We start from the raw sequence: 22,056 nt of genomic DNA on the forward strand, positions 1-22,056 counted from the left end.
GCACTGGCTTCAGTTGAGCGCTTCTGGCCACGGGAATTGTTCCGCCGTAAGTTCAGGCGTGTGATAATAATTCTGTAATGCTTTGATGAAGCGCGCCGGACGTTCGGGAATGCCCTCCTCCAGATACGTCATCACCTGTGCATGAACCCGACGCTGAAACACCACGCGGTCCGGTTCAAAATCGCCTTCCAGGTTGTCGCAACTGACGTTAAACGGATATCCCGCCGCCACGCAAAACAACCAGTCGAATGCCTGCGGTTTCACTTCCACATCTTCAAACTGCCCCTGTGTCACCGCATCGCGACCGTCCGGACAATACCAGTAGCCGAAATCCACCAGCTCGCGGCGCGCTTTTCCGGCAATGCACCAGTGCGAAATCTCATGCAATGCGCTGGCGTAAAAGCCATGCGCAAAAACAATCCGGTGATACGGGATCTCCGTATCAGCAGGAAGATAGATCGGTTCGTCGTCGCCTTTAATCAGACGGGTATTAAAATCATCGGCAAAGCAGCCGTTAAAAATCTCAATCAATTGTTCGTAGCGGTGCGTACTGTTCATTAATTCATCCCCAGCCAGTGGAGAATCTCCTGTCCATGGTTATCATAAAGAAGTTTCATGCTCATCACCGCCGAGACAATGACGATCATGGGCCGAATCAGCTTTTGTCCTTTGCTCAGTACCAGTCGGGAGCCCATCCGCGCCCCGAGAAATTGCCCGATCAGCATGACAAATCCGGTGGCCCAAATCACTTTCCCGCCGATGACAAACAGCAGCAGGCCGCCAATATTGGAGGTGGCATTCAGCACCTTGGCGTGAGCCGTCGATTTAGCAAGGTTATAGCCGCACAGCATGACAAACGACAGCGCGTAAAATGAACCTGCCGCCGGGCCAAAAAAACCATCGTAGAAGCCTACGCAGCCACCGGCCACCAGGGCAAACGGCAGACCGTACAGGCGACGCTGTCTGTCTTCCTCGCCCACTTTCGGCATCAGCAAAAAGTAGAGACCAATGCAGATCACCAGAACAGGCAGGATCTGTCGCAACACGCCTGACTGCACATGCTGCACCAGCAGTGCGCCGCTCATCGAACCAATAAACGTCATCGCGATATTGAGTTTTTGCTCGGCGAGGTTCACCACTTTACGGCGAATAAAATAAATTGAAGATGAAATCGAACCGCCGCAGGCCTGCAGTTTATTGGTTGCCAGCGCCTGCGCGGGAGACATCCCTGCCGCCATCAGCGCGGGGATGGTCAACAGGCCGCCGCCGCCCGCCAGTGAGTCGATAAATCCAGCCAACATTGCCACAAAAAACAGCACCAGCAACAGCAGCGGAGAGACCATAAACAGGTCCGCAAAATTATCCATTAGAGTACATGCTCATCCAGAAGCGCCTGGCAGGAAGGCGGCAACGGAGGCGGTGTCTTCTTCTCAGGCTTTGTTGTTCCAGGTTTTGGCGGTTCAAACCAACTTTGTAGCTCAGCGCCGCAACCGTCGCCCGGAGGAGGCAAAGGTTGATCTTCGCACTCAAGGCTGTCGGCAGGGCAACGTAATCGGACATGCATATGCGCACGATGCTGGAACCAGGGTCGCACTTTACGTAACCAGTCGCGATCGGTACCGGCATCCAGGCAGAGCTGTTGTTTTATGGCAGGATTCACAAAAATACGCGTGACGTCGTTATCTTTCGCCGCCAGCTTAATCAGGCTGGAGATTTCCGATTTCCAGAGCGAAGGCACAACATGTTTACCGTCACGGGCAACCAAATCCAGCGCCTGGGGACGCAACAGTTGCGCCTGAGTCCAGCGTGTTTTTGGCAACTGCAGGAAAATGTCTACATCCAGACCGGTCTGATGGCTGGCATGTCCGCCGTTAAATCGACCACCGGCGGGCATTCCCATATCGCCAATCAGCACCGTTCCCAACCCCAGATTGCTCACCTGCGTACTCAGTCGCTGGATAAACATCACCAGATCGGGATGGCCAAAATAGCGGCGCTGATCGGTGCGCATCACCTGATAGTGATCCGACTGCACGGGAAGCGTGTCCGCCCCCACAATGCAGCCGTTCGAGAAACCACCAATTGACTGTGCGCTGCCCGGCACGGGCTGGGTAATTTTCTGCCACGGCGTCGCCGCCAGACTGGCCGCGCTGGCAAACAGAGCCAGCAGTGCTATCGCGGTTTTTTTCATCTCTTACCAGCGTGGAATATCCGTTTTGACATCCGCATTTTGCGCCCGTTGACGTAACAGGTGATCCATCAGCACGATCGCCAGCATCGCTTCCGCGATGGGTACCGCACGGATCCCCACGCACGGATCGTGACGACCTTTCGTGATCATCTCCACCTCTTCGCCAAAACGGTTAATTGTGCGACCCGGAACGGTAATACTGGACGTCGGTTTCAGCGCCATGTGGGCCACGATTTGCTGGCCGCTACTGATCCCGCCCAGAATACCGCCGGCGTGATTGCTCTGGAAGCCGTCTTTGGTGATTTCATCACGATTCTGACTGCCGCGTAGCGCCACGACCTCAAAGCCGTCACCAATTTCGACGCCTTTCACCGCATTGATGCTCATCAGCGCGTGGGCGATATCGGCATCAAGTCGGTCAAAGACGGGTTCACCCAGGCCTGCCGGCACACCGCTGGCGACCACGGTCACTTTCGCGCCAATGGAATCGCCCTCTTTTTTCAGCGCGCGCATCAGCTCGTCCAACGCTTCAATTTTATCAGGGTCAGGACAGAAGAACGGGTTTTGCTCGACCTGCGACCAGTCTTTGATTGCCAGCGGAATGTCGCCCATCTGGGTCAAACAGCCCTGAATGGTTACGCCAAATTTTTCAGCGAGATATTTTTTAGCAATGGCACCTGCCGCCACGCGCATCGCGGTTTCTCGCGCGGAAGAACGCCCGCCGCCACGATAATCGCGCAGGCCATATTTTTGTTCGTAAGTGTAGTCTGCGTGTCCCGGACGAAACACGTCCTTAATAGCGCTGTAGTCCTGCGAGCGCTGATCGGTGTTTTCAATCAGCAGACCTATGCTGGTCCCCGTCGTTACGCCTTCAAACACGCCGGAGAGGATTTTCACCTGATCCGGTTCGCGACGCTGCGTCGTGTAACGCGACGTGCCAGGGCGACGTCTGTCGAGATCGTGCTGCAGGTCAGCTTCTGTCAGCGGAATGCCTGGCGGCACACCGTCGACGATACAACCGAGCGCCAGCCCGTGCGATTCGCCGAAGGTGGTTACACGAAAGAGTTGTCCAATTGTATTTCCTGCCATTGCGGTCTCGTTGTTGTCGTTGTGGTTTAATCTTTATAGAGGCTGAAGTGCTCGCGGGCAGCAATCAACTCGGCTTTGGTCAGCATAAAGACGCCATCGCCGCCATTGTCAAATTCCAGCCAGGTGAACGGCACATCCGGATATTGTTCCATCAGATGTACCATGCTGTTACCGACTTCACAAATCAGAATGCCGTTATCAGACAGGTAATCCGGCGCGTTGCCCAGAATGCGACGGGTGAGTTTCAGGCCGTCAGTGCCGGACGCCAGACCCAGTTCCGGCTCATGACGATATTCATTAGGCAGATCGGACATATCTTCCGCATCAACGTACGGCGGGTTGGTTACGATCAGATCGTACTGAACCTTCGGCAGATCACGGAACAGATCGGAACGAATCGGCGTGACATGATGGATCAGACCGTGCTCTTCAATGTTGTGTTCGGTCACGGCCAGCGCGTCCGCCGAGATATCTACCGCATCCACTTCCGCTTCCGGGAAGGCATAGGCGCAGGCAATCGCAATACAGCCGCTACCGGTACACATATCAAGGATTAGCTGAGGCGGCTCACTGACCAGCCCCGCAAAGCGGTTGTTGATCAACTCACCAATTGGAGAACGCGGCACCAGCACGCGCTCATCAACATAAAACTCATGGCCGCAGAACCAGGCTTTGTTGGTCAGATAGGCCACCGGAATACGTTCGTTCACACGGCGGATTACGCGCTCAACAATACGGTGGCGTTCGCTGGAGGTCAGGCGCGCGGTACGCATATCTTCTGGAATATCAAGCGGCAGATACAGCGATGGCAACACCAGTTGCACGGCTTCATCCCACGGGTTATCGGTACCGTGACCGTACCAGATATTCGCCGCGCTAAAACGGCTGACCGCCCAGCGCAACATGTCCTGAATGGTATGCAGATCACTCACTGCTTCATCAACGAAAATTTTATCCACCTGTTCCTCCAGGGCATGCTCGCATTAATTTCGGCGGCTAGTTTGCCATGAAGACGGCGATAAATCAGCAATCACGCAGGGGTTGCGGGTGAAAATTGCGTTTTGAGCATTCGCATCCGCATCGAGTCGGGTAAACTAACGGACAATAAAAAAAGATGAGATCACAGAATGAAAAAGAAAACATCGCTGAGCGAGGAGGACCAGGCGCTGTTCCGGCAGCTGATGACCGGCACCCGTCAGATTAAACAGGACACCATTGTTCATCGCCCGCTGCGTAAAAAGATCACCGAGGTGCCGGTTAAGCGGCTGCTTTCGGAGCAGGCCGATGCCAGCCATTATTTCTCTGATGAGTTTCAGCCGCTGCTGAATACGGAAGGCCCGATCAAATATGTCCGTCCTGACGTGAGCCATTTCGAGCTGAAGAAAATGCGCCGTGGCGATTACTCTCCGGAGCTGTTTCTCGATTTACACGGTCTGACGCAGCTTCAGGCAAAGCAGGAACTGGGCGCGCTGATTGCCGCCTGCCGCCGGGAACATGTGTTTTGCGCCTGCGTGATGCACGGTCACGGCAAACATGTGCTGAAACAACAGACGCCGCTGTGGCTGGCGCAGCATCCGCACGTCATGGCCTTCCATCAGGCACCGAAAGAGTACGGCGGCGATGCCGCGCTGCTGGTGTTAATCGAAGTGGAAGAGTGGGCGCCGCCGGAACTGCCCTGAGCACAGAAACAACAAGAGCCGCATCAGCGGCTCTTTAGCGTAGTGATAAACCTGATTCCGGCCCCCCGACAAGCAGAGAGCACCTCATTAAAAAACCAAGAAAATCAATTTATTGATTTTCGGCTGATAACCACAAAGAAGGAAAAACCACGTTTTTTCTTCTTTGTCAGCAGTCTGAAGAGCCGCATCAGCGGTTCTTTACAGAGAATACAGCGGTTAAATCGCTTTCGCCATTTTGAGGTTGCACGGGCTCATCTGCCAGTTGAACACCCCTTTTCCGCTTTCATCCAGCGTCACACTGGCAATCGCGGAGGTGGTAAACATCGGCGGCGTTTCGCCTGGACACAGCTCGGACACCAGATAACCCACTAACGGAAGGTGGGAGATTACCAGCGCGGTGGCTACGCCTTCATTGGCCAGAGCCTGCAAATAGGCGCTGACCAGACCGACATCGCCGCAGGGAGTCAACTCCGGCAAAACATCCACGTCGCGTGGCAGGTTCATGCATCCCCCTACCACATCCAACGTTTGTTCGGCTCGCAGGAACGGGCTCACCAGAACACGTTCGATATCCACTTTTTGACCTTTCAGCCAGTTCGCCATAAGGCGTGATTCGTCACAACCGCAGGGGGTTAAGGGACGAACCGAATCACTGGCGGCATCGAGGGCCGCGTCGCCGTGACGCATGATAAAAACTTGCATATTGCACCGCTTTTGTTAACCAGAATCACACGCACCCCAGCCAAAACCCCTCAGGGTTGCTGTAATGCAGTGGCCGGCATTGTGCCTTATCCGTTCACTGAATGAAACGCTGTGTTTTACCTCAATGGCGTAAGTATAGTCAATCTGTGTTTACAATTTAACCAACCCACAGCCATTCAGTGCGGATATACCTTACATTTGACCTTGTTCTTTCAGGTCAGTTTCATCTGCTTTCCAGAAACTTTCACCCCGCTCCGCCATCTGTAACAACGTATCGCACGGCGTGAACCGCGGACCATACAGCGAAGCCAGACGTTGCAATACCGCAACCACTTCACCCGCCCCGAGAGAATCCATATAACGGAACGGGCCACCGAGAAACGGAGGAAAACCAATACCAAACACTGCGCCAATGTCACCATCGCGCGCGCTACGGATCACCTGCTCATCGAAGCAGCGCGCCGCCTCATTGAGCATTAACATGACGCAGCGTTCCGCAATCTGCGAAGCGGAGAGCCGGCTCTGCCCCTGAGCGCCTATAAGCGTATAAATTGTAGGGTCGACCTGTTTTTTGCTTTTACGCCCTTTCGCCCCATAAAGATAGAAACCCCGACCATTTTTTCTACCTTTGCGATCGTCATTCAAAATTGATGAAACAACATTTGCAGGGGCGCTAAAACGCTCGCCATAAGCGGCTTCCAGTATCGGTATAATTTTAGTGCCTGTGTCGATTCCGACCTCATCCAAAAGTTGGATTGGCCCAACCGGAAAACCAAACTTTACCAGTGCGCTGTCGATCTGCTCGACCCGCTCACCTTCGGTCAGCAGGCGAATCGCTTCATTGATATACGGCGCAAGAATGCGGTTTACGTAGAACCCAGCCTTATCACGCACCACAATTGGCGTTTTGCCCTGTTTTTTCGCCAGCTTAACCGTAGTGGCGATGGTTTGCCCCGACGTCATAGCATGCGGAATCACCTCCACCAGCGGCATTTTTTCTACCGGGCTAAAGAAGTGCAGACCAATCACCTGCTCAGGCCTGGCCGCTTTGGCCGCAATATCGCTAATCGGTAAAGATGACGTGTTGGAGGCAAAAATGGTGTGGGATGCGCAATTCTGCTCAACTTCCGCCACCATCTGTTGTTTTAACGACAGATCTTCAAATACCGCTTCAATCACCAGGTCGCGATGGGAAAAGCCGCGATAGTCGGTCGAACCCGATATTAGCGCCAGCTGTTTGTCACGTTCACTGGCTTTGATATGCCGACGACGTACCTTCGTTTCAAGCTGATCCCAGCTGTATTTCAGCGCGTGATTGATTCCTTTGGTATTTATGTCTTTGATACGAACTGGCAAGCCACCTTTACAGGCTGTGACGTACGCAATACCGCCGCCCATCAGTCCACCACCTAATACGCCGACGCTGTTAAGCGGCCCTGGCGGCACCTCGCTGCCCGGATCCTTTTTCACGTCCGTACTGGCAAAAAAGATATTGCGTAACGCCTGCGATTGCGGCGTCATCGCCAGCTCGCCAAACGCGCGCGCCTCCGCGTCATAGCCGCTGCTACTCCCCTGTGCCAGTCCGGTTTCAATCACCTGTAAAATACGTTCTGTCGCCGGGTAATTTCCCTGGGTTTTCTGTTCTGTTTTCTTGCTAACCATGCGGAACAGCAACGCCCGTCCGAGCGGGCCCGCCAGAATACGTTCACGAACCGGTAAAGCGCGGTGAACGGGACGATCTTTTTTCGCCCATTCCACGGCAGCATCCAGCAGGATCGTCTGCGGGACTACCTCATCCACCAGCCCCGCTTTCAGCGCCTGCTTCGCGCGAAGTTGCTTACCAGTGAGGATCATATCCAGCGCCGTACTAACACCCACCCGTCGGGGTAGCCGTTGGGTACCGCCCGACCCCGGCAGCAGCCCGAGTTGCACTTCCGGTAAACCGAGTACGGTTTTTGCATCGTCCGTGCAAACGCGAGTATGACAGGCCAGCGCCAGTTCAAGTCCGCCACCCAGGCAAGCGCCGTGAATGGCGGCCACCACCGGAATCGGCAGCGCGTTAATCTCGGCCATCAGTTGCTGCCCCTGTCGCGCCAGCGTTTCTGCTTCCTGGGCGCTTTTGCAGCGGCCAATCATATTGATATCCGCCCCGGCAATAAAATTGTCCGCTTTTGCAGAAATAATGACGACGCCGCGAATCGCCTTGTTCTCGCGAATCTGTTTAAGAATGATGCGTACCTGCGTGGCAAACTCCGCCTTAAGGGTATTCATCTTTTCTCCGGGGACATCAACAGAGATGACCGCGACGTTGTCCAGACGCACGTTAAGCGTAAAAGCCGATGTCATTTCCATTATTCCGCCTCCAGAACCATTGCCGCACCCAGCCCACCCGCTGCGCAGGCGGTGACCAGGCCAAAGCCGCCACCACGACGACGTAATTCGTGCAGCGTTTGCGTGATCATCCTCGCGCCCGTCGCGGCAAATGGATGTCCAAAGGCAATTGAACCGCCAAGTACGTTAAATTTGCTGTCATCCACTTCGCCAGTGGCATGGCTTCGACCGAGCACGTCGCGGGCAAAACGCTCACTGCCAAGTAACTGGAGATTGGCAAGCGTCTGCGCGGCAAAGGCTTCGTGCATATCGAAAAGCGTCAGATCGGCCATTGTGATGCCCGCACGTTCCAGCGCCAGCGGCGTAGACCAGGCCGGACCCAGCAGCATATCCTGCCAGACATCGATCGCGGTAAACGCGTAGCTGCGCAGATAGCCGAGCGGAACCAGCCCCAACTCTTTCGCTCGAGATTCCGTCATCAGGATGACTGCCGCCGCGCCATCGGTCAGCGGAGTGCTGTTTGCCGCCGTAACGCTGCCATGTTTGCGGTCAAATGCCGGACGCAGTCTGGCGTAATCTGCCAGCGTGGAGTTGCCGCGAATATTGTTATCTTCAGACAGGGGCTCTTTAAAAGGCGGTGTGTAAGTGGTCATGACTTCATCGGCGAGCTTACCTTCTGCCCACGCCAGGGCAGCCCGCTGATGAGAGCGATGCGCCAGGGCATCCTGTTGTTCACGGGTAATCCCGTAGGTTTTCGCCATCTGCTCAGCGGTATCGCCCATTCGCAGAGCGGTTGAGTATTCCGCCACAGCAGGCGGGACGGGCATCAGATCGCGCAAGCGCAGACGGGAAAAGAGTTTCAGACGCTGCCCCATCGTGCGGGCTTTGTTGACATCGACCAGCACCCGCGCCAGTTTTTTGCTGACGCCAATGGGCAGCACCGAAGATGAATCAGCCCCGCCAGCGATACCCGCACGAATGGTGCCGGCCATCAGGCTTTCTGCGACGTTAGCCACTGCCTGAAAACTGGTTGCACAGGCACGACTGACGCTGTAGGCATCGGTATGCACATTCATCCCGGTCCCGAGCACAATTTCACGCGCGATGTTCGGCGCTTCCGGCATCTGTACCACCTGGCCAAAAACCAGTTGTTCAATCACATCAGCAGGGATTTCACTGCGTGCAAGCAGTTCGCCAACCACCATTTTGCCGAGATCGACGGCGGGAATGCCATGATATGCGGTCGCCTGACGGGCAAAAGGCGTACGTAATCCGCTCACGATGGCGATGCGATCGCCCTGACGGGTGACCAGCGGTAATGCCTGACTCATAACACTCCCCTGTAAAAAATAAATAAGTGGTCTGACCTGATCATAGTCTTAACCAATTTTTTACATTTAGCCAAGCGGAGCGCAAAGAAAGTGAGAGCTACGACACAGTGAATAATCACTGCCTGAAACGAAAATGCCCCGGGGAAAACTCACCGGGGCATCAGAAACAACGAGGCGGGATTAACGCAGACCCAGCTGGAAAATCAGGGTTTCGGCTTCGCAGGCGAAGACAAAATCGATATCCAGACGCACGCCGTCAGACTCTTCGGTGAAGGTCGAGGTGATTTTGCACGGTTCAGATTCCACGCTACGGGCTTTTTCGGTCAGCGCCGCCAGCGTCTCTTCAGCCTCTGCGCGGTTAGCGAACACGCGGCTGTATGATGCGGTGCAATCGGAGTTGTCCATGATGGTACCAACATCCATACAGCAGCAAACCGGGGTTTCATCAGCACTGCATTTACTCATTGTAGATTTCCTCTGTATTTCGCACCCAGGGTGCCAGATAAACGATGGGGATATTTTACGCCCCCCACATTCACCTCTCCAGTTGTTAATTGTGCGAAATGCGATAAGTGACCGAAATCACAATTAAAAATGATCTAAAACAAATTTCACCTAAAAGGGTGAGTGCGCAAACCGTCAATTTTGCCAGCTGGATCGCGTTTTTAAGATCACAATTGAAAAAAGTTATAAACATACTTGCAACATTTCAGCTGGTCAGACCTATACTCACGCCACTGGTCTGATTTCTATGTTGTACCACAGACCCTACACTTCGCGCTCCTGTTACACCATGTAACATAGTTTGTATAAAAATAAATCAATTGAGGTTATGGTCATGAGCCAGAAAACCCTGTTAACAAAGTCTGCTCTCGCAGTCGCAGTGGCAATTATCTCCACCCAGGCCTGGTCTGCAGGCTTTCAGTTAAACGAATTTTCTTCCTCTGGCCTCGGCCGGGCCTATTCGGGTGAAGGCGCTATCGCAGACGATGCAGGTAACGTCAGCCGTAACCCAGCGCTGATCACAATGTTCGATCGCCCGACGTTCTCTGCGGGTGCGGTCTATATCGATCCGGACGTCAACATCAGCGGACGCTCTCCGTCTGGCCGTAGCCTTGATGCCGATAACATCGCGCCAACGGCATGGGTGCCAAACGCACACTTTGTTGCGCCAATTAACGATCAGTTCGGTTGGGGGGCATCAATTACCTCTAACTACGGTCTGGCAACAGAGTTCAACGATACCTACGCAGGCGGTTCTGTTGGCGGTACCACCGACCTCGAAACCATGAACCTCAACTTAAGCGGCGCCTATCGCTTAGACGACGCCTGGAGCTTCGGTCTTGGTCTGAACGCCGTTTATGCGCGTGCGAAAATCGAACGCTTCGCCGGTGATCTGGGGCAACTGGTCGCCGGTCAGGTGATGAACTCTCCTGCCGGACAAACGCCGCAGGGTCAGCAACTGGCTGCCACCGCAAATGGCATCCCAAGCGATACCAAAATTGCTCATCTGAATGGTAACCAATGGGGCTTCGGCTGGAACGCCGGGATCCTGTATGAACTGGATAAAAACAACCGCTACGCGTTGACCTACCGTTCTGAAGTCAAAATTGACTTTAAAGGTAATTACAGCAGCGATCTGCCTCCGGCGATCAACAACTACAACCTGGGTATCCCGACCGCTACCGGCGGCGCCACTCAGTCAGGTTACCTGACGCTTAACCTGCCAGAAATGTGGGAAGTGTCCGGTTATAACCGCGTAGCGCCGCAGTGGGCTATCCACTACAGCCTGGCCTATACCAGCTGGAGTCAGTTCCAGGAGCTGAAAGCGAAATCCACCAGTGGTGATACGCTGTTCCAGAAACATGAAGGCTTTAAAGACGCTTACCGCATCGCACTGGGAACCACCTACTACTACGATGATAACTGGACGTTCCGTACCGGTATCGCCTTCGATGATAGCCCGGTTCCATCACAAAACCGCTCTATCTCGATTCCGGATCAAGACCGCTTCTGGCTGAGCGCCGGTACCACCTACGCCTTCAATAAAGATGCGTCTGTGGACGTTGGTGTCTCTTACATGCACGGTCAGAGCGTTAAGATTAACGAAGGTCCGTACCAGTTCGAGTCTGAAGGTAAAGCCTGGCTGTTCGGTACCAACTTCAACTACGCATTCTGATTTCTTGCAGATGTAAAAAAGGTGAGCTTTTTAGCTCACCTTTTTATTTGCTCAATCTGGCTTACTCGGAATCGATCTCTTTGAGTTCATCCTGAATCGCCTGCGCGTTCGGGTTTTCCTGCGGCTTGAGCTTGCCGCCATCAGCGATAAAATCATGACGCTGGAAGTAAGCTTCACGAACCATAATATAGGGATCGGAAGACTGACGCAGCAGACCATCGGAATCCAGCAACTGGGCACGGGTTTCAATCCCTTCAACCGTCCATTTACCGATAGACATCGGCCAGGTCAGCCAGGAGAGCACCGGATATAACGTATCCGCCATATCGCCGCCATCATCACGGATCGTCCAGCTACCATAGAACGGTAAGTGCACGTAAGGACCGTAACCTACGCCATAGTGACCTAAAGTGCTGCCGAAGCGATGCGGTTCAACACGCTGCAGTTTCGGGTTCGCCATACCGGCGACGTCAATAAAGCCCCCCATCCCCAGGATCGTGTTGAGGAAGAAGCGGGTGAAATGCACCATCCCCTGATACGGATCGCCCTGCAGGAAATAGTTCACCATCACCGCCGGCTCTTCCAGGTTGCCAGTGAAGTTGCTCAGACCATTACGGGCAGGCTGCGGAACATAATCACGCCATGCGACGGCCACCGGTCGAACGATATACGGATCCAACACATTAAAGTTGAAGTTGTACATGGTGCGGTTGAACCCTTCAAGCGGGTCTGAACGCCCCTGCTGTTCTGTGCCGGAACTCGCACACCCCACCAGCAGTGTGGTTCCCAGCGCAAGCGCCGACAGGCGAAGCTTCATAAATGTCTCCCTGTTAATTATGGCTATCGCTGATTGCCATCCATGACGGAACGCTATCGTATCCGCCTGTAAAGGTGTGAGCGATTGTAACAGTACGTCAAACGATGTCTATATCACCGAACTTGTTGATTTGATCATAGCCTGGTCACACCAGAATCGTCGCGCTTCTATTTTAGCGGGATGAAGAAAAACAAACGTTACCATTTTTGCGTTTTCAGAACATGTCCTGACGGGGGCAGGCTAAAAACCGCTACGCTTTAACGTGTCAGTGCTCATACCGGAGACGAATGATGGTCGATCATGAAAACGACAAATTAGATAAACATAGCGACGAACTTGCCGTCGAAAGTGAAGAAAAACAGAATGGGAAGAAGATAGAACTGGATGAGGATCGCCTCCCCTCGCGGGCGATGGCGATTCATGAGCATATTCGTCAGGACGGGGAGAAAGAGCTGGAACGGGACGCGATGGCATTGCTGTGGTCTGCCATCGCCGCCGGGCTTTCGATGGGGGCTTCGCTGCTGGCAAAAGGGATCTTCCACGTTGAACTGGAGGGGGTACCCGGCAGTTTCTTGCTGGAGAATCTCGGCTATACCTTTGGCTTTATCATCGTCATCATGGCTCGTCAGCAGTTGTTCACTGAAAACACCGTCACCGCCGTGCTGCCCGTCATGCAGAATCCGACGCTCAGTAACGCGGGCCTGTTGATGCGACTGTGGGGTATCGTACTGCTGGGGAACGTGCTGGGCACCGGCGTCGCGGCGTGGGCCTTTGAATACATGCCCATTTTCAACGAAGAGACCCGCGATGCGTTCGTGAAGATCGGCATGGACGTGATGAAAAATTCACCTACGGAGATGTTTGCCAATGCCATTATTTCCGGCTGGCTGATTGCCACCATGGTCTGGATGTTCCCGGCGGCGGGTGCAGCGAAAATTGTGGTGATCATCCTGATGACGTGGCTGATTGCGTTGGGCGATACCACCCACATCGTCGTCGGGTCGGTCGAAATTCTCTATCTTGTATTTAACGGCACGCTGCACTGGAGCGATTTCCTCTGGCCGTTTGCCTTACCCACGCTTGCCGGAAACATTTGCGGCGGTACTTTTATCTTTGCCCTGATGAGCCACGCGCAGATCCGCAACGATATGAGCAACGCCCGCAAAGAAGAAGCCAGAATCGCGGCACAAAAAAGAGACAATGCGCAGAAAAAGGAGGAAAAACAGTCCTGAATGGCGACGGTTTGAACAGTCAGGCGGTCACTCTCTTACCGGGGCAAACAAAAACCGGTATACTCGTGCCGCCTCGTCCCCTTAGTTAAATGGATAAGGTTATTAAAATTCATAAGCAATTGAATATAATGATTTTATACATAAAAATTAAATGCATTATGTACCCAAAGATGTACACAATATCTTAAGCTTTCACATTACCGGACAATCATCAAACTCACCAGAGCGAGCATCGTTGATGATGTAAGTGATCACCCCAAATACTGGCGAAGTCACATTGTAATCCCCCACTGCGTCTGGTATCTCTTCGCGCTTACCGTTCTCCAGGTTCACCAGGTGAGGTCTGGGGTGTAAATGATAACGCTTTATCCTTAGCTCATTCTCTATGTTGCAGACGAGAAGAGAACCATCACATGGCGTAAGTGAACTATCAACGACTAACAATGCACCGTTCAAAATGCCTTCTCTCCAGTATGTCTGCCCTGCTCTCATGAAGTATGTAGCTGATGGATGCTCAATAAATTTCTCGTCTAGCGATATGTGGCGCTCAACGTAGTCCGCTGCCGGAGAAGGGAAGCCCATAGTTACCTCTATCTACTATTGACACTGGATAAAAACACAGTATATATACTGTATATCCAACCAGTAAAGGGCGAAGGTAAAAATGTTTGTTGAGCTGGTTTATGACAAGAGAAACGTTGCCGGGTTACCAGGTGCAAGTAACATCATTCTGGCAGAATTGACGAAGCGGGTGCACCGGATTTTTCCCGATGCTGAGGTGAGGGTGAAGCCAATGCAGGCTAACGCCTTAAACAGCGACTGCACCAAAACTGAGAAAGAACGGCTGAACCGCATGCTGGAAGAAATGTTTGAAGAATCTGATATGTGGCTTGTTTCAGAATAAGAGCATTGTTTTGTCATATAGCATATTTAGAATCAGCAGCGGCTGGCAATCATTCAATACTCGCAATATCGAACGAACGCCAGCTTACCGCCGCACGTTCTTGCATACGACGGGCGGCGGTATTTTACCTACCACCCGCCGGAAACTTTTTATATAGCGTCGACATGCCAACATCGTAAATTATAACCACACGTCTTCGCGGCTCTCCAGCGGCAATCAATCTCCCGGCTTGTGCCCACTGTTCCGTCGACAACTTAGGGCGCCGGCCTCCGACCCTTCCTTTCGCGCGCGCGGCTGCCAAGCCGGCAAGTGTCCTTTCGACGATAAGTTCTCGCTCCATCTCTGCCAGCGCAGACATGATGTGGAAAATAAACCTCCCCATCGGGCTGGAAGTATCAATGCTGTCCGTCAGGCTCCGGAAATGGATACCGCGTTGTCGCAACTCATCGACCAGCAGCACAAGATTTCGCATGCTCCGCCCTAACCGATCCAATTTCCAGACCACCAACGTATCCCCCTCTTTAAGGGTGCGCAGGAGTTTTTTCAGTGCAGGTCTGTTAGCAACAGTACCGCTCATTTTTTCCTCAAAAATCTGCTCACATCCTGACCGTTCAAGCGCCTCTCTCTGCAGATCAGTATTTTGTTCATTTGTTGATACCCTCACATATCCAATTTGCATATTTTTTAATCACTCTTTCACATATGGTGGTGGTGATTTTATCGGCAAATTAATGAGGCTCTAAGGCCTCTTAAACGTTCAATTGGGAGAAGCGGCAAAACGGGATGTCGGCACCGGCGCAAATCAGATCCCAGATATGAATAGCTTTGCATTCCTTGCGTCAGGATCCGGTTATACATATTTACCTAACGGATTAATTTTGCAGTGGGGAATAATTACAACGAGTGCAAACGAAGTGACCGTAACACTACCGATTATCTATCCGAATGCAATTCTCAACGTTTTTGCCGTTTCAGCACACACGCCCGGAAATGCAACTACGTCTGTTGCAGCATTCGGCACTTACATTACATCCGGTGTGCGAGGGTCGTTCACTGCTCGCAGTAGCATTTCGACAATCGGCGGACGTTTTTTGGCTATAGGGTATTGATATGAACAATTATTTTTACAGCGCATCTGAAAATGGATTTGTTGATGGCGATAAGAAGGAAGTTTACGAGCGAGCGGGAACCTGGCCAACGGATGCCGTAGAGGTTGACGCAGCAACATTTGTTGAATTCACAGGGCTGCCGCCAGACGGGAAAGTGAGGATTGCCGGTGATGATGGGATGCCCGCGTGGGGAGACGTACCGGCTAAATCGCAGGCTGAGATGGTTGCAGAAGCAGAGGAAACACGTCAACAACTCGTTGACACTGCAATGCAGTCTGTCAGCACTATCCAGCTAAAATTGCAGGTGGGCAGAACGCTGACAGACGCGGAAGCGACAAAACTGAATATTGTGCTGGATTATATCGACGCGGTTAACGCTATAGATACGACCAGCGCGCCAGATATTAACTGGCCTGTTCCCCCGGAAGCGTAGGCCAGACGGGTTTTGCTGTATCTACGCGCATCAGCAGAACCCGATATTTCTTCCAGTCAGCCAGCGCGACTGTTTCCTCATCCGTCGCGATACCGGCGTCAACAGCATCCTGCCGCCAGGCAATTTCAGAATCTGCGTTAGCCTTCAGACTCAACTTCATTTTTTCTGCGTCCGCTATTTTTTCCTCATATGTTGGGAGCGGGACATCAACCCATGCAGGCATACCATCAACCACTCCCCGCACTTTTCCTACAGGCGACACCCCGTTAAATTCAGCCTCAACAGTATCATCAATATCAATTAAATCACTAAGGTCATCCCATGACGATTGATAAGCAGGGAGCATTTCAATCGGGAAAACGCGTTATATTTTGCTGACCATTTATATTTATTCATTTTATTCACCTATGCAGAACCAGTTAAATCGTACCTGTGCACCCGCACGACGAAAGAAAAACGATGTTTTTGATAACGAGTTATCGTCCTGGAGAACGTAGGCAATAGATCCCGCATCAGCACTGGTCCCTGATAGAGACATAATTACTCGCCCTACTGAAATGGGGAAAGGAACCGGAAAATTTATGGTCCCTGTTGTTGCAGAGCCAGTGTAAGTCCCCCACTGCAATAGTTTCCCGTTTGGTAATTGGCTCCATCCTGAGCCAGCACCAAAGCTGGACATATCCGGTATCTGATTTTCCCCTGTACCAACATCTCGTTTTGCTGCCGTTCCCAAACCAAGGTTTGTGAGAGCCGTTGCAATAGCGTCAGGACCATCCGATGCAATGTCACCGAATGGATTTGAACGACTTAAAAGTAATGCACGAAGTGCAGTTAGTAACTGATTGTGTTTCCCTTTATCCAGTTCCTCGCCGGATTCTTCTACCACCGCACAGAGTTCTTCCTGAAGCATGTCAAAATAATCATCGCTAAGATCGGTTGCCGGGGTTCCTGTCTGGGGGTTCCCTCGGGTAAAGCCGTTCTTACCCGCGCCGAATTTATCTTTCTGCGCAGTTACTGTATCTATACGGTGCATGGGTTACTCCGGATATTTGAAAATTACGTAGGTATGAGAAGGGCAAAGCTTATTGAGGACACACTCAACAACTGTGTCGCCCCATATTCTGATCGATGAATCACAGGGATCGTTGCAGGTCATCCAGGTTGTTTCTGTTGATGACGGCATATTGACCTGCCAGTAATACCGCCAGTCCGTGGAATACACCCCATCCGTACATTTTGAAGTGCAGGTAAATGTGCTTTTATCGTATCGCGTTATAGTCGCACCAGGTTTTCCAAGAGCAACAAGTTGCGCCAGATAAAATGCCTCGTTAATCCCACCAGCCAGGTTAACTTTTGCATCAAGCCGTTGTTGGCGCTGACGTATTGTCTGCGTTCCGGATGGAATACATTCATCAGGTAAGCCACAGCATTTTTCCCAGCGGTTTATCAGTTCTGTGGTTGTTCGTGGATCGATCTCCAGCATCAGTGAATCAGCGCGCCGATGCACTCTGAGTAATGAGGGGGCGGTCCCCTTTATCGCCGCATCATCAACTGTCCAGGCTGGCCCTGGAGGAAGAAGCGCGGCGAGCAGGTGAATATAATCATCTTCATTCACTGCCACGTTACGCCTCCCAGAACGGCCAGTTCATTCTTCGCGATCGGCGTATCAGCCGCCGGCGCAATCAGTTTGTGGCTGTGCTCACCTGCAGCAATTGAGATGGCTTCATTGATACGCGACAACTCGAGAACCCCATCAGGATAACCATCACGAAGGAGAAAAGAACGAAGTTCAGCCACTACTGCAGCTCGTGTTTCAGCATTGTCCGGATTCAGATCAATAGTGAAATCGATGGTTTTAGGTGTCGCTTTGAAAACATACAAATCAGAACCCGCCACAGGGGCCAGTGGTTCTATATGCGCCTGCGCGGCAGCTACAGTTACGTCATCAAGTATCGGATTGATCAGGTCACTACTTGCGACCATCACACCAACAGTGCCTGTCCCCATCCAGTGGCGGTAAGTCCAGGCTCGGGTGATCCCGGGAACCTCTTTAGCCCAGACAATATAATCACCATCTGCGCCACCCTGTGGTGTCCAGTAGTAGCGCTCAAGAACTCTCGATCGCCACTCTTCAACATCCTCTACATCAACACCACCCGCCAGCGTGTCAGCCATCCCGCCAGATGGAAGCCCATTAACCGGAGTGACAAGAGACAGCGAAGTGCCATCGTCCGCATTTCCTGTAGTGCCATTAACATTACAAATTATGGGTAGCCGTAATACTCCACCAGCACTTTTAGCATCGGACGTCGCTGTGTACTGAACAAAATCATCACGCTGAATGATGGCCCCGGCTTTGACTGTCAGATTGTCAGCCACGCCCTCCCATCGCATGAAACCAGCCGCTGCTGTTGCGGCCTTTCTCGGACACCGCTTCATGGCAGCATGACGGGCAAGCCATCCCTCATCACATAGATCTGGCAGCATATTCATTGCCAGATAATCGATATACCCGTAAACCGTATGTAATGCCCCGGCATAGACTTTAGCCCTGACATCCTCATCCATCCGGCGAAGTTCATCATTGATATCCAGACGGGCAAAGAGATCGGTGCGTATCATGCTGATATTTTCAGCCAGTGTTGGCCGCTGGAATTCACTGTCCGCCATGAGTGATTACGCTCCATAAATCATTAAAGGAAATGGTAACCGGCCCGTCCCGGCGCCAGAGAACAATTTGATTACCGAGTTCGTTAATACCGGTTCGCTGAATATCAATGTCGATACGTGATACCACCCCATCATCAATCATCCACTGGAGTGCATCACGCAGATAAATTCGCACCTTATTCACCAGGGCATTGGTCAATTTGCTGCGTTGTAAAAGCCATAGTTTTGAGCCGTAACGATCATTGGCAACAACGGGCCATGTATCGCCCCACCAGCCCATAGGGACATCAGCATTGTCATCAGGATCAGCACGACGATGTGTAAAAAGTGAAATAACCACAGCCCTTACCAGCGGATTCAGCGACGAACTGACGCTAACCCGCTTACCATTTACCGTAAGCCACAGTTCCATCATTCCCCCATCTGACTGGCCGGGGTATCAGTGTTGTTACCCTGCCCGTTTTCTCTGTGTTTATGACCGTTATAGACAATCCGCATCGCTGACATCGTCAGCCCGCCGGAATCACACAGATCCTTAATATGTCCCGTTGCCTCGATATCCATTTCAAAACGGGCTTTTGGGGCATTAACAAACCGGATTAGATTCCCGCCGCCGTCAACAACAATTCCAGAACGTGTGAGGTGAACCTTCTGTCCGAGATCGTCATACAGGGCGACTTCACCCTCTTTCAGTCCGCGAAGCCGGTACCGGCGATCAGCAACCGCAATCACAATGCCGTGTGATCTGTCACCATCAGGAAACAGAACCACGCCTTCAGCTCCCGGTTTCGCGTGAGAAGTAAACCCGTAAGGCTCAAGATGTTCTATACCCGCTTTCGTCTGGGCACCGATAAGTTCAACATCCACCATCTGGCATTTACTGGCAGCATCAATACTTTTTACGACTGCGCGACCAATCAGACAAAGCACCTGCCTCTGCAGGCTTTGCATTACGCCCATCAGAACGGGTCCTCTTTGGCTTTTCGTTTTTTAGTACGTTTCTGCTTCTCATCTTCCGGTTCAGGAAGATAAGCATCCGGCGGCCCGACACGAAGTTCCGCTAATGTGCCGTTATTGTCTTTGGTGAATGACACTTCAGAAATGAGCAATTCGCGGTTATTGAATCCGCATACAGGGTCAAAAACGATGACACGCTGATTCGGTTGCCAGAGCGAGCCGTCACCCTGTCGCCAGCCCCAGACCACATAAGTGGTTTCGTCGGTACGTGCAGCACGTTGTCTGGCTTCAAACTCAGCGCGGGCAATACAGCTTGCGCCTGTCGATTGTCCTGTCTGCTGCACAACCATCGGACGATAACGCCCTATTCCTGCATCAGCAGTTTTTGACCTCAGAGCCGTAGTGGTTGCTGCCCCAAAATCATTATCATTCCCGGCACGCTGGCCGGAGACCTGATAAGTTGAAAAGCGGTCGCGGATACTTTTTTCGGTATCACAGGAAATAACGTTTTGCCCCAACACCAGGGCAGTATGCGCCCGCGTGGAACCCGGAACGCCAATAACCAGACGCCCTTTCGGATCGTCGTATGCCAGCGCCTGTTGCTGACCAAGCATTTTATTGAGAACCTCAATGACCGTCTCACCGTGATCTGGCTGAACGCCCGGTATTGCCGCAGCAGGGGCCCCCGAATCCACGACAGATATGCCAAATGGTTTCGCCAGTGCAGCGGCAACCTGAACAAGCGATTGCCCGTTGAACTGGGTTGGTTCTGCGGAACAGTCAATAAGGTCGGCCGTCAGACTGCGACCGCTGATCCCGGTGCTGATTGACCTCGCGTCATAGCGAACCGGCGTCGCCTCCACCCAGCCAGTAATGACCAGATCATCACCGATGAGGACTTCTACCTTGTCACCGTTTTTTACTTTTGGCTGCAACGAGTTAGAACCTTCACCACCAGGCCACTCGCGGGTAATTTCAACGCTGAAGTCGCGCGCGATGCGCTCAATACCTGCGCCTATGCGAACAGATGTCCAGCCACCCCATTCCCGTCCGTTAACACGTAGCGTTACGTTATCGTTCATCGTACAGGAACCCTCAACGGAGACACTGGAACGAAGCCAGGATGTGCCACAGCGTTACGCTTTACGATATCTGACTCGCGATCCGCATTATCAAACCATGTGGCAGCCAGAACCAGCGCGGGTGTAACCTCATCCGGTGTTCTTATGACGGTCTTTGACGCCTGAGTTAACCGGGTTTTAATATCGTTATTGAGATCAGATTTCACTCTGCGGAGCGCCAGAAAAAGACGATCATCAGTGATGCGGGATAGCTCTTTGTCAATGGCATCATTCAGTGTGTCACGTACATCGACTAACTCATCCCATGTTGGCAAATCGACAGAAACCGTTTCTTCCTGGGCATTATTCAATGCCGGATGCGATACAACCGGCCAGCCAGTTGTTTCCTGTGTGGCATCACGCGCTGGCGTTACCGATGCAGGTAAACTTGTCACCGTGTACGCGGCTTCACTGATTGCAGTCGTGCGGATCGCACTGGCAACATAATTGCTCTGTTGCGTTCTGTTTTTCGTCGTCGTGCTGTCAGTTTTCCAGACGCCACGGGGAGCAAGATCACTCCCCAATGTGATACCTGAGAAATTTTTAATCATGGTGTAAAGATCGCTGGCATTACCTGTCAGGCGATTGCCGGCGCGCCACATCGTCTGAAGTTGTTCAATGAACCCCTTACCTGATGATGGCGGAGGCAATAACACAGAAATATCGCCCTGCAATAATCGGGCAGCAGAAGAAATACCAGAATCAACCATCGCCATTTTATCTGATACAAAACCGAGCATACTCTTTGCATCATCTAATACACCGCCCTGAACAAAGTCTGGCATGCCATCCATACCAAACTGATCAAAGCTATCGCTGATACAGTCATCTAATGCTGAGCAGGATGAAACCAGTGTATTTGCCGTTGCAGTGCCAGCCGTTGGATATGAAAGTTCCCCGGCCTCAACGAACCGCAGATCGAAGCGCACCATGCGCCCTTCACTGCTTGCGGTGCTGACATTAATCTCTCCGTCAACACAGACACTGATTTCCCCATAGGTCGGATGTACCAGCGTACCCGGTCCCGGTTTGTTCAGTGCCTCAATAAGTCTGTCACGTTGATCAAAGCAGTCATCTCCGATCACATAGGCGGTGATGCCAGGACGCAGCGTTACCCTTCCTAAGTCCTCGCTATAAGGTTTATCGCGGTTTGGGTATTCATGCGTTTCAACCCGACGTCCTACCGGGGCCCCTTCATCTTCTACCTTGAACGGAACGCCGCGAAACGACGCTTCAACCAGTCTGTCTTTCCACGCCATTGTCTGCACCAATATGATTTGTTATAAGCTACTCTGTTTCAGACGCTTCTTT

26 protein-coding genes are annotated in these 22,056 nt (G+C 52.3%); 6 read left to right on the forward strand and 20 right to left on the reverse strand.

Features of this window, described 5'->3' with window-relative positions:
* Positions 1 to 9: 9 nt before the first annotated feature.
* From C2U53_RS27725 to prmB, 5 genes are read right to left on the reverse strand one after another with little or no spacing between them, the layout of a single operon-like run.
* A complete protein-coding gene (locus C2U53_RS27725; RefSeq protein WP_044258458.1) occupies positions 10 to 558 on the reverse strand; it encodes an elongation factor P hydroxylase in 549 nt (182 codons plus the stop codon).
* Positions 558 to 1,367 carry a sulfite exporter TauE/SafE family protein gene (locus tag C2U53_RS27730; protein WP_042999967.1) on the reverse strand — a complete coding sequence of 270 codons (810 nt, stop codon included), beginning with the start codon at positions 1,365 to 1,367 and terminating at the stop codon, positions 558 to 560. The genes C2U53_RS27725 and C2U53_RS27730 overlap by 1 nt, the downstream gene beginning before the upstream one ends.
* Complete coding sequence (gene mepA / locus C2U53_RS27735) at positions 1,367 to 2,191, reverse strand: penicillin-insensitive murein endopeptidase (protein ID WP_042999966.1); 825 nt, start codon at positions 2,189 to 2,191, stop codon at positions 1,367 to 1,369. The genes C2U53_RS27730 and mepA overlap by 1 nt, the downstream gene beginning before the upstream one ends.
* Positions 2,192 to 2,194: 3 nt before the next feature.
* Positions 2,195 to 3,280, reverse strand: a complete 1,086-nt coding sequence (aroC, locus tag C2U53_RS27740) for a chorismate synthase (protein ID WP_042999965.1) — start codon at positions 3,278 to 3,280, stop codon at positions 2,195 to 2,197.
* A gap of 26 nt (positions 3,281 to 3,306) precedes the next feature.
* Positions 3,307 to 4,239 carry a 50S ribosomal protein L3 N(5)-glutamine methyltransferase gene (prmB, locus tag C2U53_RS27745; RefSeq protein ID WP_042999964.1) on the reverse strand — a complete coding sequence of 311 codons (933 nt, stop codon included), beginning with the start codon at positions 4,237 to 4,239 and terminating at the stop codon, positions 3,307 to 3,309.
* A gap of 168 nt (positions 4,240 to 4,407) precedes the next feature.
* On the opposite strand from prmB, the gene smrB reads away from it, so the two are divergent.
* Entirely contained in the window at positions 4,408 to 4,959 is a 552-nt protein-coding gene (gene smrB / locus C2U53_RS27750) for an endonuclease SmrB (RefSeq protein ID WP_044327348.1), read from the forward strand.
* Positions 4,960 to 5,175: 216 nt separating this feature from the next.
* On the opposite strand, the gene sixA is transcribed toward smrB, so the two are convergent.
* From sixA to C2U53_RS27770, 4 genes are all read right to left on the reverse strand, one after another.
* Positions 5,176 to 5,661: a phosphohistidine phosphatase SixA gene (gene sixA, locus C2U53_RS27755; protein WP_042999962.1), complete on the reverse strand. Its 486-nt coding sequence runs from the start codon at positions 5,659 to 5,661 to the stop codon at positions 5,176 to 5,178.
* 192 nt (positions 5,662 to 5,853) lie between these two features.
* Complete coding sequence (fadJ, locus tag C2U53_RS27760) at positions 5,854 to 8,013, reverse strand: fatty acid oxidation complex subunit alpha FadJ (RefSeq protein ID WP_104446765.1); 2,160 nt, start codon at positions 8,011 to 8,013, stop codon at positions 5,854 to 5,856.
* Entirely contained in the window at positions 8,013 to 9,323 is a 1,311-nt protein-coding gene (gene fadI, locus C2U53_RS27765; RefSeq protein WP_104446766.1) for an acetyl-CoA C-acyltransferase FadI, read from the reverse strand. The genes fadJ and fadI overlap by 1 nt, the downstream gene beginning before the upstream one ends.
* Positions 9,324 to 9,503: 180 nt before the next feature.
* Complete coding sequence (locus C2U53_RS27770; protein WP_042317736.1) at positions 9,504 to 9,788, reverse strand: YfcZ/YiiS family protein; 285 nt, start codon at positions 9,786 to 9,788, stop codon at positions 9,504 to 9,506.
* 373 nt (positions 9,789 to 10,161) lie between these two features.
* Between C2U53_RS27770 and fadL the strand changes: the two genes are divergently transcribed.
* Positions 10,162 to 11,502 carry a long-chain fatty acid transporter FadL gene (gene fadL / locus C2U53_RS27780; protein ID WP_042999959.1) on the forward strand — a complete coding sequence of 447 codons (1,341 nt, stop codon included), beginning with the start codon at positions 10,162 to 10,164 and terminating at the stop codon, positions 11,500 to 11,502.
* 61 nt (positions 11,503 to 11,563) lie between these two features.
* Here the strand turns inward: fadL and mlaA are convergent, their stop codons facing one another.
* Positions 11,564 to 12,319 (reverse strand): phospholipid-binding lipoprotein MlaA, encoded by a 756-nt coding sequence (gene mlaA, locus C2U53_RS27785; protein WP_044258452.1) that lies wholly within the window; start codon positions 12,317 to 12,319, stop codon positions 11,564 to 11,566.
* A gap of 290 nt (positions 12,320 to 12,609) precedes the next feature.
* On the opposite strand from mlaA, the gene C2U53_RS27790 reads away from it, so the two are divergent.
* On the forward strand, positions 12,610 to 13,551 hold the full coding sequence (locus C2U53_RS27790; RefSeq protein WP_054176038.1) for a formate/nitrite transporter family protein: 942 nt from the start codon (positions 12,610 to 12,612) through the stop codon (positions 13,549 to 13,551).
* Positions 13,552 to 13,743: 192 nt separating this feature from the next.
* On the opposite strand, the gene C2U53_RS27795 is transcribed toward C2U53_RS27790, so the two are convergent.
* Complete coding sequence (locus C2U53_RS27795) at positions 13,744 to 14,133, reverse strand: S24 family peptidase (protein WP_104446767.1); 390 nt, start codon at positions 14,131 to 14,133, stop codon at positions 13,744 to 13,746.
* Positions 14,134 to 14,215: 82 nt separating this feature from the next.
* On the opposite strand from C2U53_RS27795, the gene C2U53_RS27800 reads away from it, so the two are divergent.
* A complete protein-coding gene (locus tag C2U53_RS27800; RefSeq protein WP_104446768.1) occupies positions 14,216 to 14,455 on the forward strand; it encodes a DinI family protein in 240 nt (79 codons plus the stop codon).
* A gap of 124 nt (positions 14,456 to 14,579) precedes the next feature.
* Here C2U53_RS27800 and C2U53_RS27805 read toward each other — a convergent pair whose 3' ends face one another.
* Positions 14,580 to 15,134 (reverse strand): recombinase family protein, encoded by a 555-nt coding sequence (locus C2U53_RS27805; protein ID WP_104446769.1) that lies wholly within the window; start codon positions 15,132 to 15,134, stop codon positions 14,580 to 14,582.
* A 136-nt stretch (positions 15,135 to 15,270) separates the two neighbouring features.
* On the opposite strand from C2U53_RS27805, the gene C2U53_RS30820 reads away from it, so the two are divergent.
* Together C2U53_RS30820 and C2U53_RS27815 are read left to right on the forward strand one after the other, a co-directional pair.
* Positions 15,271 to 15,564 carry a hypothetical protein gene (locus tag C2U53_RS30820; protein WP_371415049.1) on the forward strand — a complete coding sequence of 98 codons (294 nt, stop codon included), beginning with the start codon at positions 15,271 to 15,273 and terminating at the stop codon, positions 15,562 to 15,564.
* Between the two features lies 1 nt (position 15,565).
* The gene (locus C2U53_RS27815) at positions 15,566 to 15,997 is read left to right on the forward strand and encodes a tail fiber assembly protein (protein WP_104446528.1); all 432 of its coding nucleotides are present in this window, start codon (positions 15,566 to 15,568) and stop codon (positions 15,995 to 15,997) included.
* On the opposite strand, the gene C2U53_RS27820 is transcribed toward C2U53_RS27815, so the two are convergent.
* From C2U53_RS27820 to C2U53_RS27855, 8 genes are read right to left on the reverse strand one after another with little or no spacing between them, the layout of a single operon-like run.
* Entirely contained in the window at positions 15,969 to 16,343 is a 375-nt protein-coding gene (locus tag C2U53_RS27820) for a tail fiber assembly protein (RefSeq protein ID WP_104446527.1), read from the reverse strand. The two genes, C2U53_RS27815 and C2U53_RS27820, sit on opposite strands and share 29 nt — an antisense overlap.
* A 51-nt stretch (positions 16,344 to 16,394) precedes the next feature.
* Positions 16,395 to 17,030 (reverse strand): hypothetical protein, encoded by a 636-nt coding sequence (locus C2U53_RS27825; protein ID WP_246876144.1) that lies wholly within the window; start codon positions 17,028 to 17,030, stop codon positions 16,395 to 16,397.
* Between the two features lie 3 nt (positions 17,031 to 17,033).
* Positions 17,034 to 17,618 (reverse strand): YmfQ family protein, encoded by a 585-nt coding sequence (locus C2U53_RS27830; protein ID WP_104446771.1) that lies wholly within the window; start codon positions 17,616 to 17,618, stop codon positions 17,034 to 17,036.
* Positions 17,609 to 18,667 (reverse strand): baseplate J/gp47 family protein, encoded by a 1,059-nt coding sequence (locus C2U53_RS27835; RefSeq protein ID WP_104446772.1) that lies wholly within the window; start codon positions 18,665 to 18,667, stop codon positions 17,609 to 17,611. Before C2U53_RS27835 ends, C2U53_RS27830 begins: the two co-directional genes overlap by 10 nt.
* The gene (locus C2U53_RS27840; RefSeq protein ID WP_046401754.1) at positions 18,654 to 19,079 is read right to left on the reverse strand and encodes a phage GP46 family protein; all 426 of its coding nucleotides are present in this window, start codon (positions 19,077 to 19,079) and stop codon (positions 18,654 to 18,656) included. The genes C2U53_RS27835 and C2U53_RS27840 overlap by 14 nt, the downstream gene beginning before the upstream one ends.
* Entirely contained in the window at positions 19,079 to 19,627 is a 549-nt protein-coding gene (locus C2U53_RS27845) for a phage baseplate assembly protein V (protein ID WP_104446773.1), read from the reverse strand. The genes C2U53_RS27840 and C2U53_RS27845 overlap by 1 nt, the downstream gene beginning before the upstream one ends.
* Positions 19,627 to 20,706 carry a phage baseplate assembly protein gene (locus C2U53_RS27850; protein WP_046401752.1) on the reverse strand — a complete coding sequence of 360 codons (1,080 nt, stop codon included), beginning with the start codon at positions 20,704 to 20,706 and terminating at the stop codon, positions 19,627 to 19,629. The genes C2U53_RS27845 and C2U53_RS27850 overlap by 1 nt, the downstream gene beginning before the upstream one ends.
* Positions 20,703 to 22,004, reverse strand: coding sequence for a DNA circularization protein (locus C2U53_RS27855; protein WP_046401751.1), 1,302 nt, complete (start codon positions 22,002 to 22,004; stop codon positions 20,703 to 20,705). Before C2U53_RS27855 ends, C2U53_RS27850 begins: the two co-directional genes overlap by 4 nt.
* Positions 22,005 to 22,056: the final 52 nt, after the last annotated feature.

Source organism: Citrobacter sp. CFNIH10 (assembly GCF_002934585.1).
Lineage (GTDB): Bacteria > Pseudomonadota > Gammaproteobacteria > Enterobacterales > Enterobacteriaceae > Citrobacter_A > Citrobacter_A amalonaticus.

Bases quoted from the DNA above. Each gene is read 5' to 3' on its own strand.
- C2U53_RS27725 (WP_044258458.1), bottom strand. From the start codon at position 558: ATGAACAGTACGCACCGCTACGAACAATTGATTGAGATTTTTAACGGC.
- C2U53_RS27730 (WP_042999967.1), bottom strand. From the start codon at position 1,367: ATGGATAATTTTGCGGACCTGTTTATGGTCTCTCCGCTGCTGTTGCTG.
- mepA (WP_042999966.1), bottom strand. From the start codon at position 2,191: ATGAAAAAAACCGCGATAGCACTGCTGGCTCTGTTTGCCAGCGCGGCC.
- aroC (WP_042999965.1), bottom strand. From the start codon at position 3,280: ATGGCAGGAAATACAATTGGACAACTCTTTCGTGTAACCACCTTCGGC.
- smrB (WP_044327348.1), top strand. From the start codon at position 4,408: ATGAAAAAGAAAACATCGCTGAGCGAGGAGGACCAGGCGCTGTTCCGG.
- sixA (WP_042999962.1), bottom strand. From the start codon at position 5,661: ATGCAAGTTTTTATCATGCGTCACGGCGACGCGGCCCTCGATGCCGCC.
- fadJ (WP_104446765.1), bottom strand. From the start codon at position 8,013: ATGGAAATGACATCGGCTTTTACGCTTAACGTGCGTCTGGACAACGTC.
- fadI (WP_104446766.1), bottom strand. From the start codon at position 9,323: ATGAGTCAGGCATTACCGCTGGTCACCCGTCAGGGCGATCGCATCGCC.
- C2U53_RS27770 (WP_042317736.1), bottom strand. From the start codon at position 9,788: ATGAGTAAATGCAGTGCTGATGAAACCCCGGTTTGCTGCTGTATGGAT.
- fadL (WP_042999959.1), top strand. From the start codon at position 10,162: ATGAGCCAGAAAACCCTGTTAACAAAGTCTGCTCTCGCAGTCGCAGTG.
- mlaA (WP_044258452.1), bottom strand. From the start codon at position 12,319: ATGAAGCTTCGCCTGTCGGCGCTTGCGCTGGGAACCACACTGCTGGTG.
- C2U53_RS27790 (WP_054176038.1), top strand. From the start codon at position 12,610: ATGGTCGATCATGAAAACGACAAATTAGATAAACATAGCGACGAACTT.
- C2U53_RS27795 (WP_104446767.1), bottom strand. From the start codon at position 14,133: ATGGGCTTCCCTTCTCCGGCAGCGGACTACGTTGAGCGCCACATATCG.
- C2U53_RS27800 (WP_104446768.1), top strand. From the start codon at position 14,216: ATGTTTGTTGAGCTGGTTTATGACAAGAGAAACGTTGCCGGGTTACCA.
- C2U53_RS27805 (WP_104446769.1), bottom strand. From the start codon at position 15,134: ATGCAAATTGGATATGTGAGGGTATCAACAAATGAACAAAATACTGAT.
- C2U53_RS30820 (WP_371415049.1), top strand. From the start codon at position 15,271: ATGAATAGCTTTGCATTCCTTGCGTCAGGATCCGGTTATACATATTTA.
- C2U53_RS27815 (WP_104446528.1), top strand. From the start codon at position 15,566: ATGAACAATTATTTTTACAGCGCATCTGAAAATGGATTTGTTGATGGC.
- C2U53_RS27820 (WP_104446527.1), bottom strand. From the start codon at position 16,343: ATGCTCCCTGCTTATCAATCGTCATGGGATGACCTTAGTGATTTAATT.
- C2U53_RS27825 (WP_246876144.1), bottom strand. From the start codon at position 17,030: ATGCACCGTATAGATACAGTAACTGCGCAGAAAGATAAATTCGGCGCG.
- C2U53_RS27835 (WP_104446772.1), bottom strand. From the start codon at position 18,667: ATGGCGGACAGTGAATTCCAGCGGCCAACACTGGCTGAAAATATCAGC.
- C2U53_RS27840 (WP_046401754.1), bottom strand. From the start codon at position 19,079: ATGGAACTGTGGCTTACGGTAAATGGTAAGCGGGTTAGCGTCAGTTCG.
- C2U53_RS27845 (WP_104446773.1), bottom strand. From the start codon at position 19,627: ATGGGCGTAATGCAAAGCCTGCAGAGGCAGGTGCTTTGTCTGATTGGT.
- C2U53_RS27850 (WP_046401752.1), bottom strand. From the start codon at position 20,706: ATGAACGATAACGTAACGCTACGTGTTAACGGACGGGAATGGGGTGGC.
- C2U53_RS27855 (WP_046401751.1), bottom strand. From the start codon at position 22,004: ATGGCGTGGAAAGACAGACTGGTTGAAGCGTCGTTTCGCGGCGTTCCG.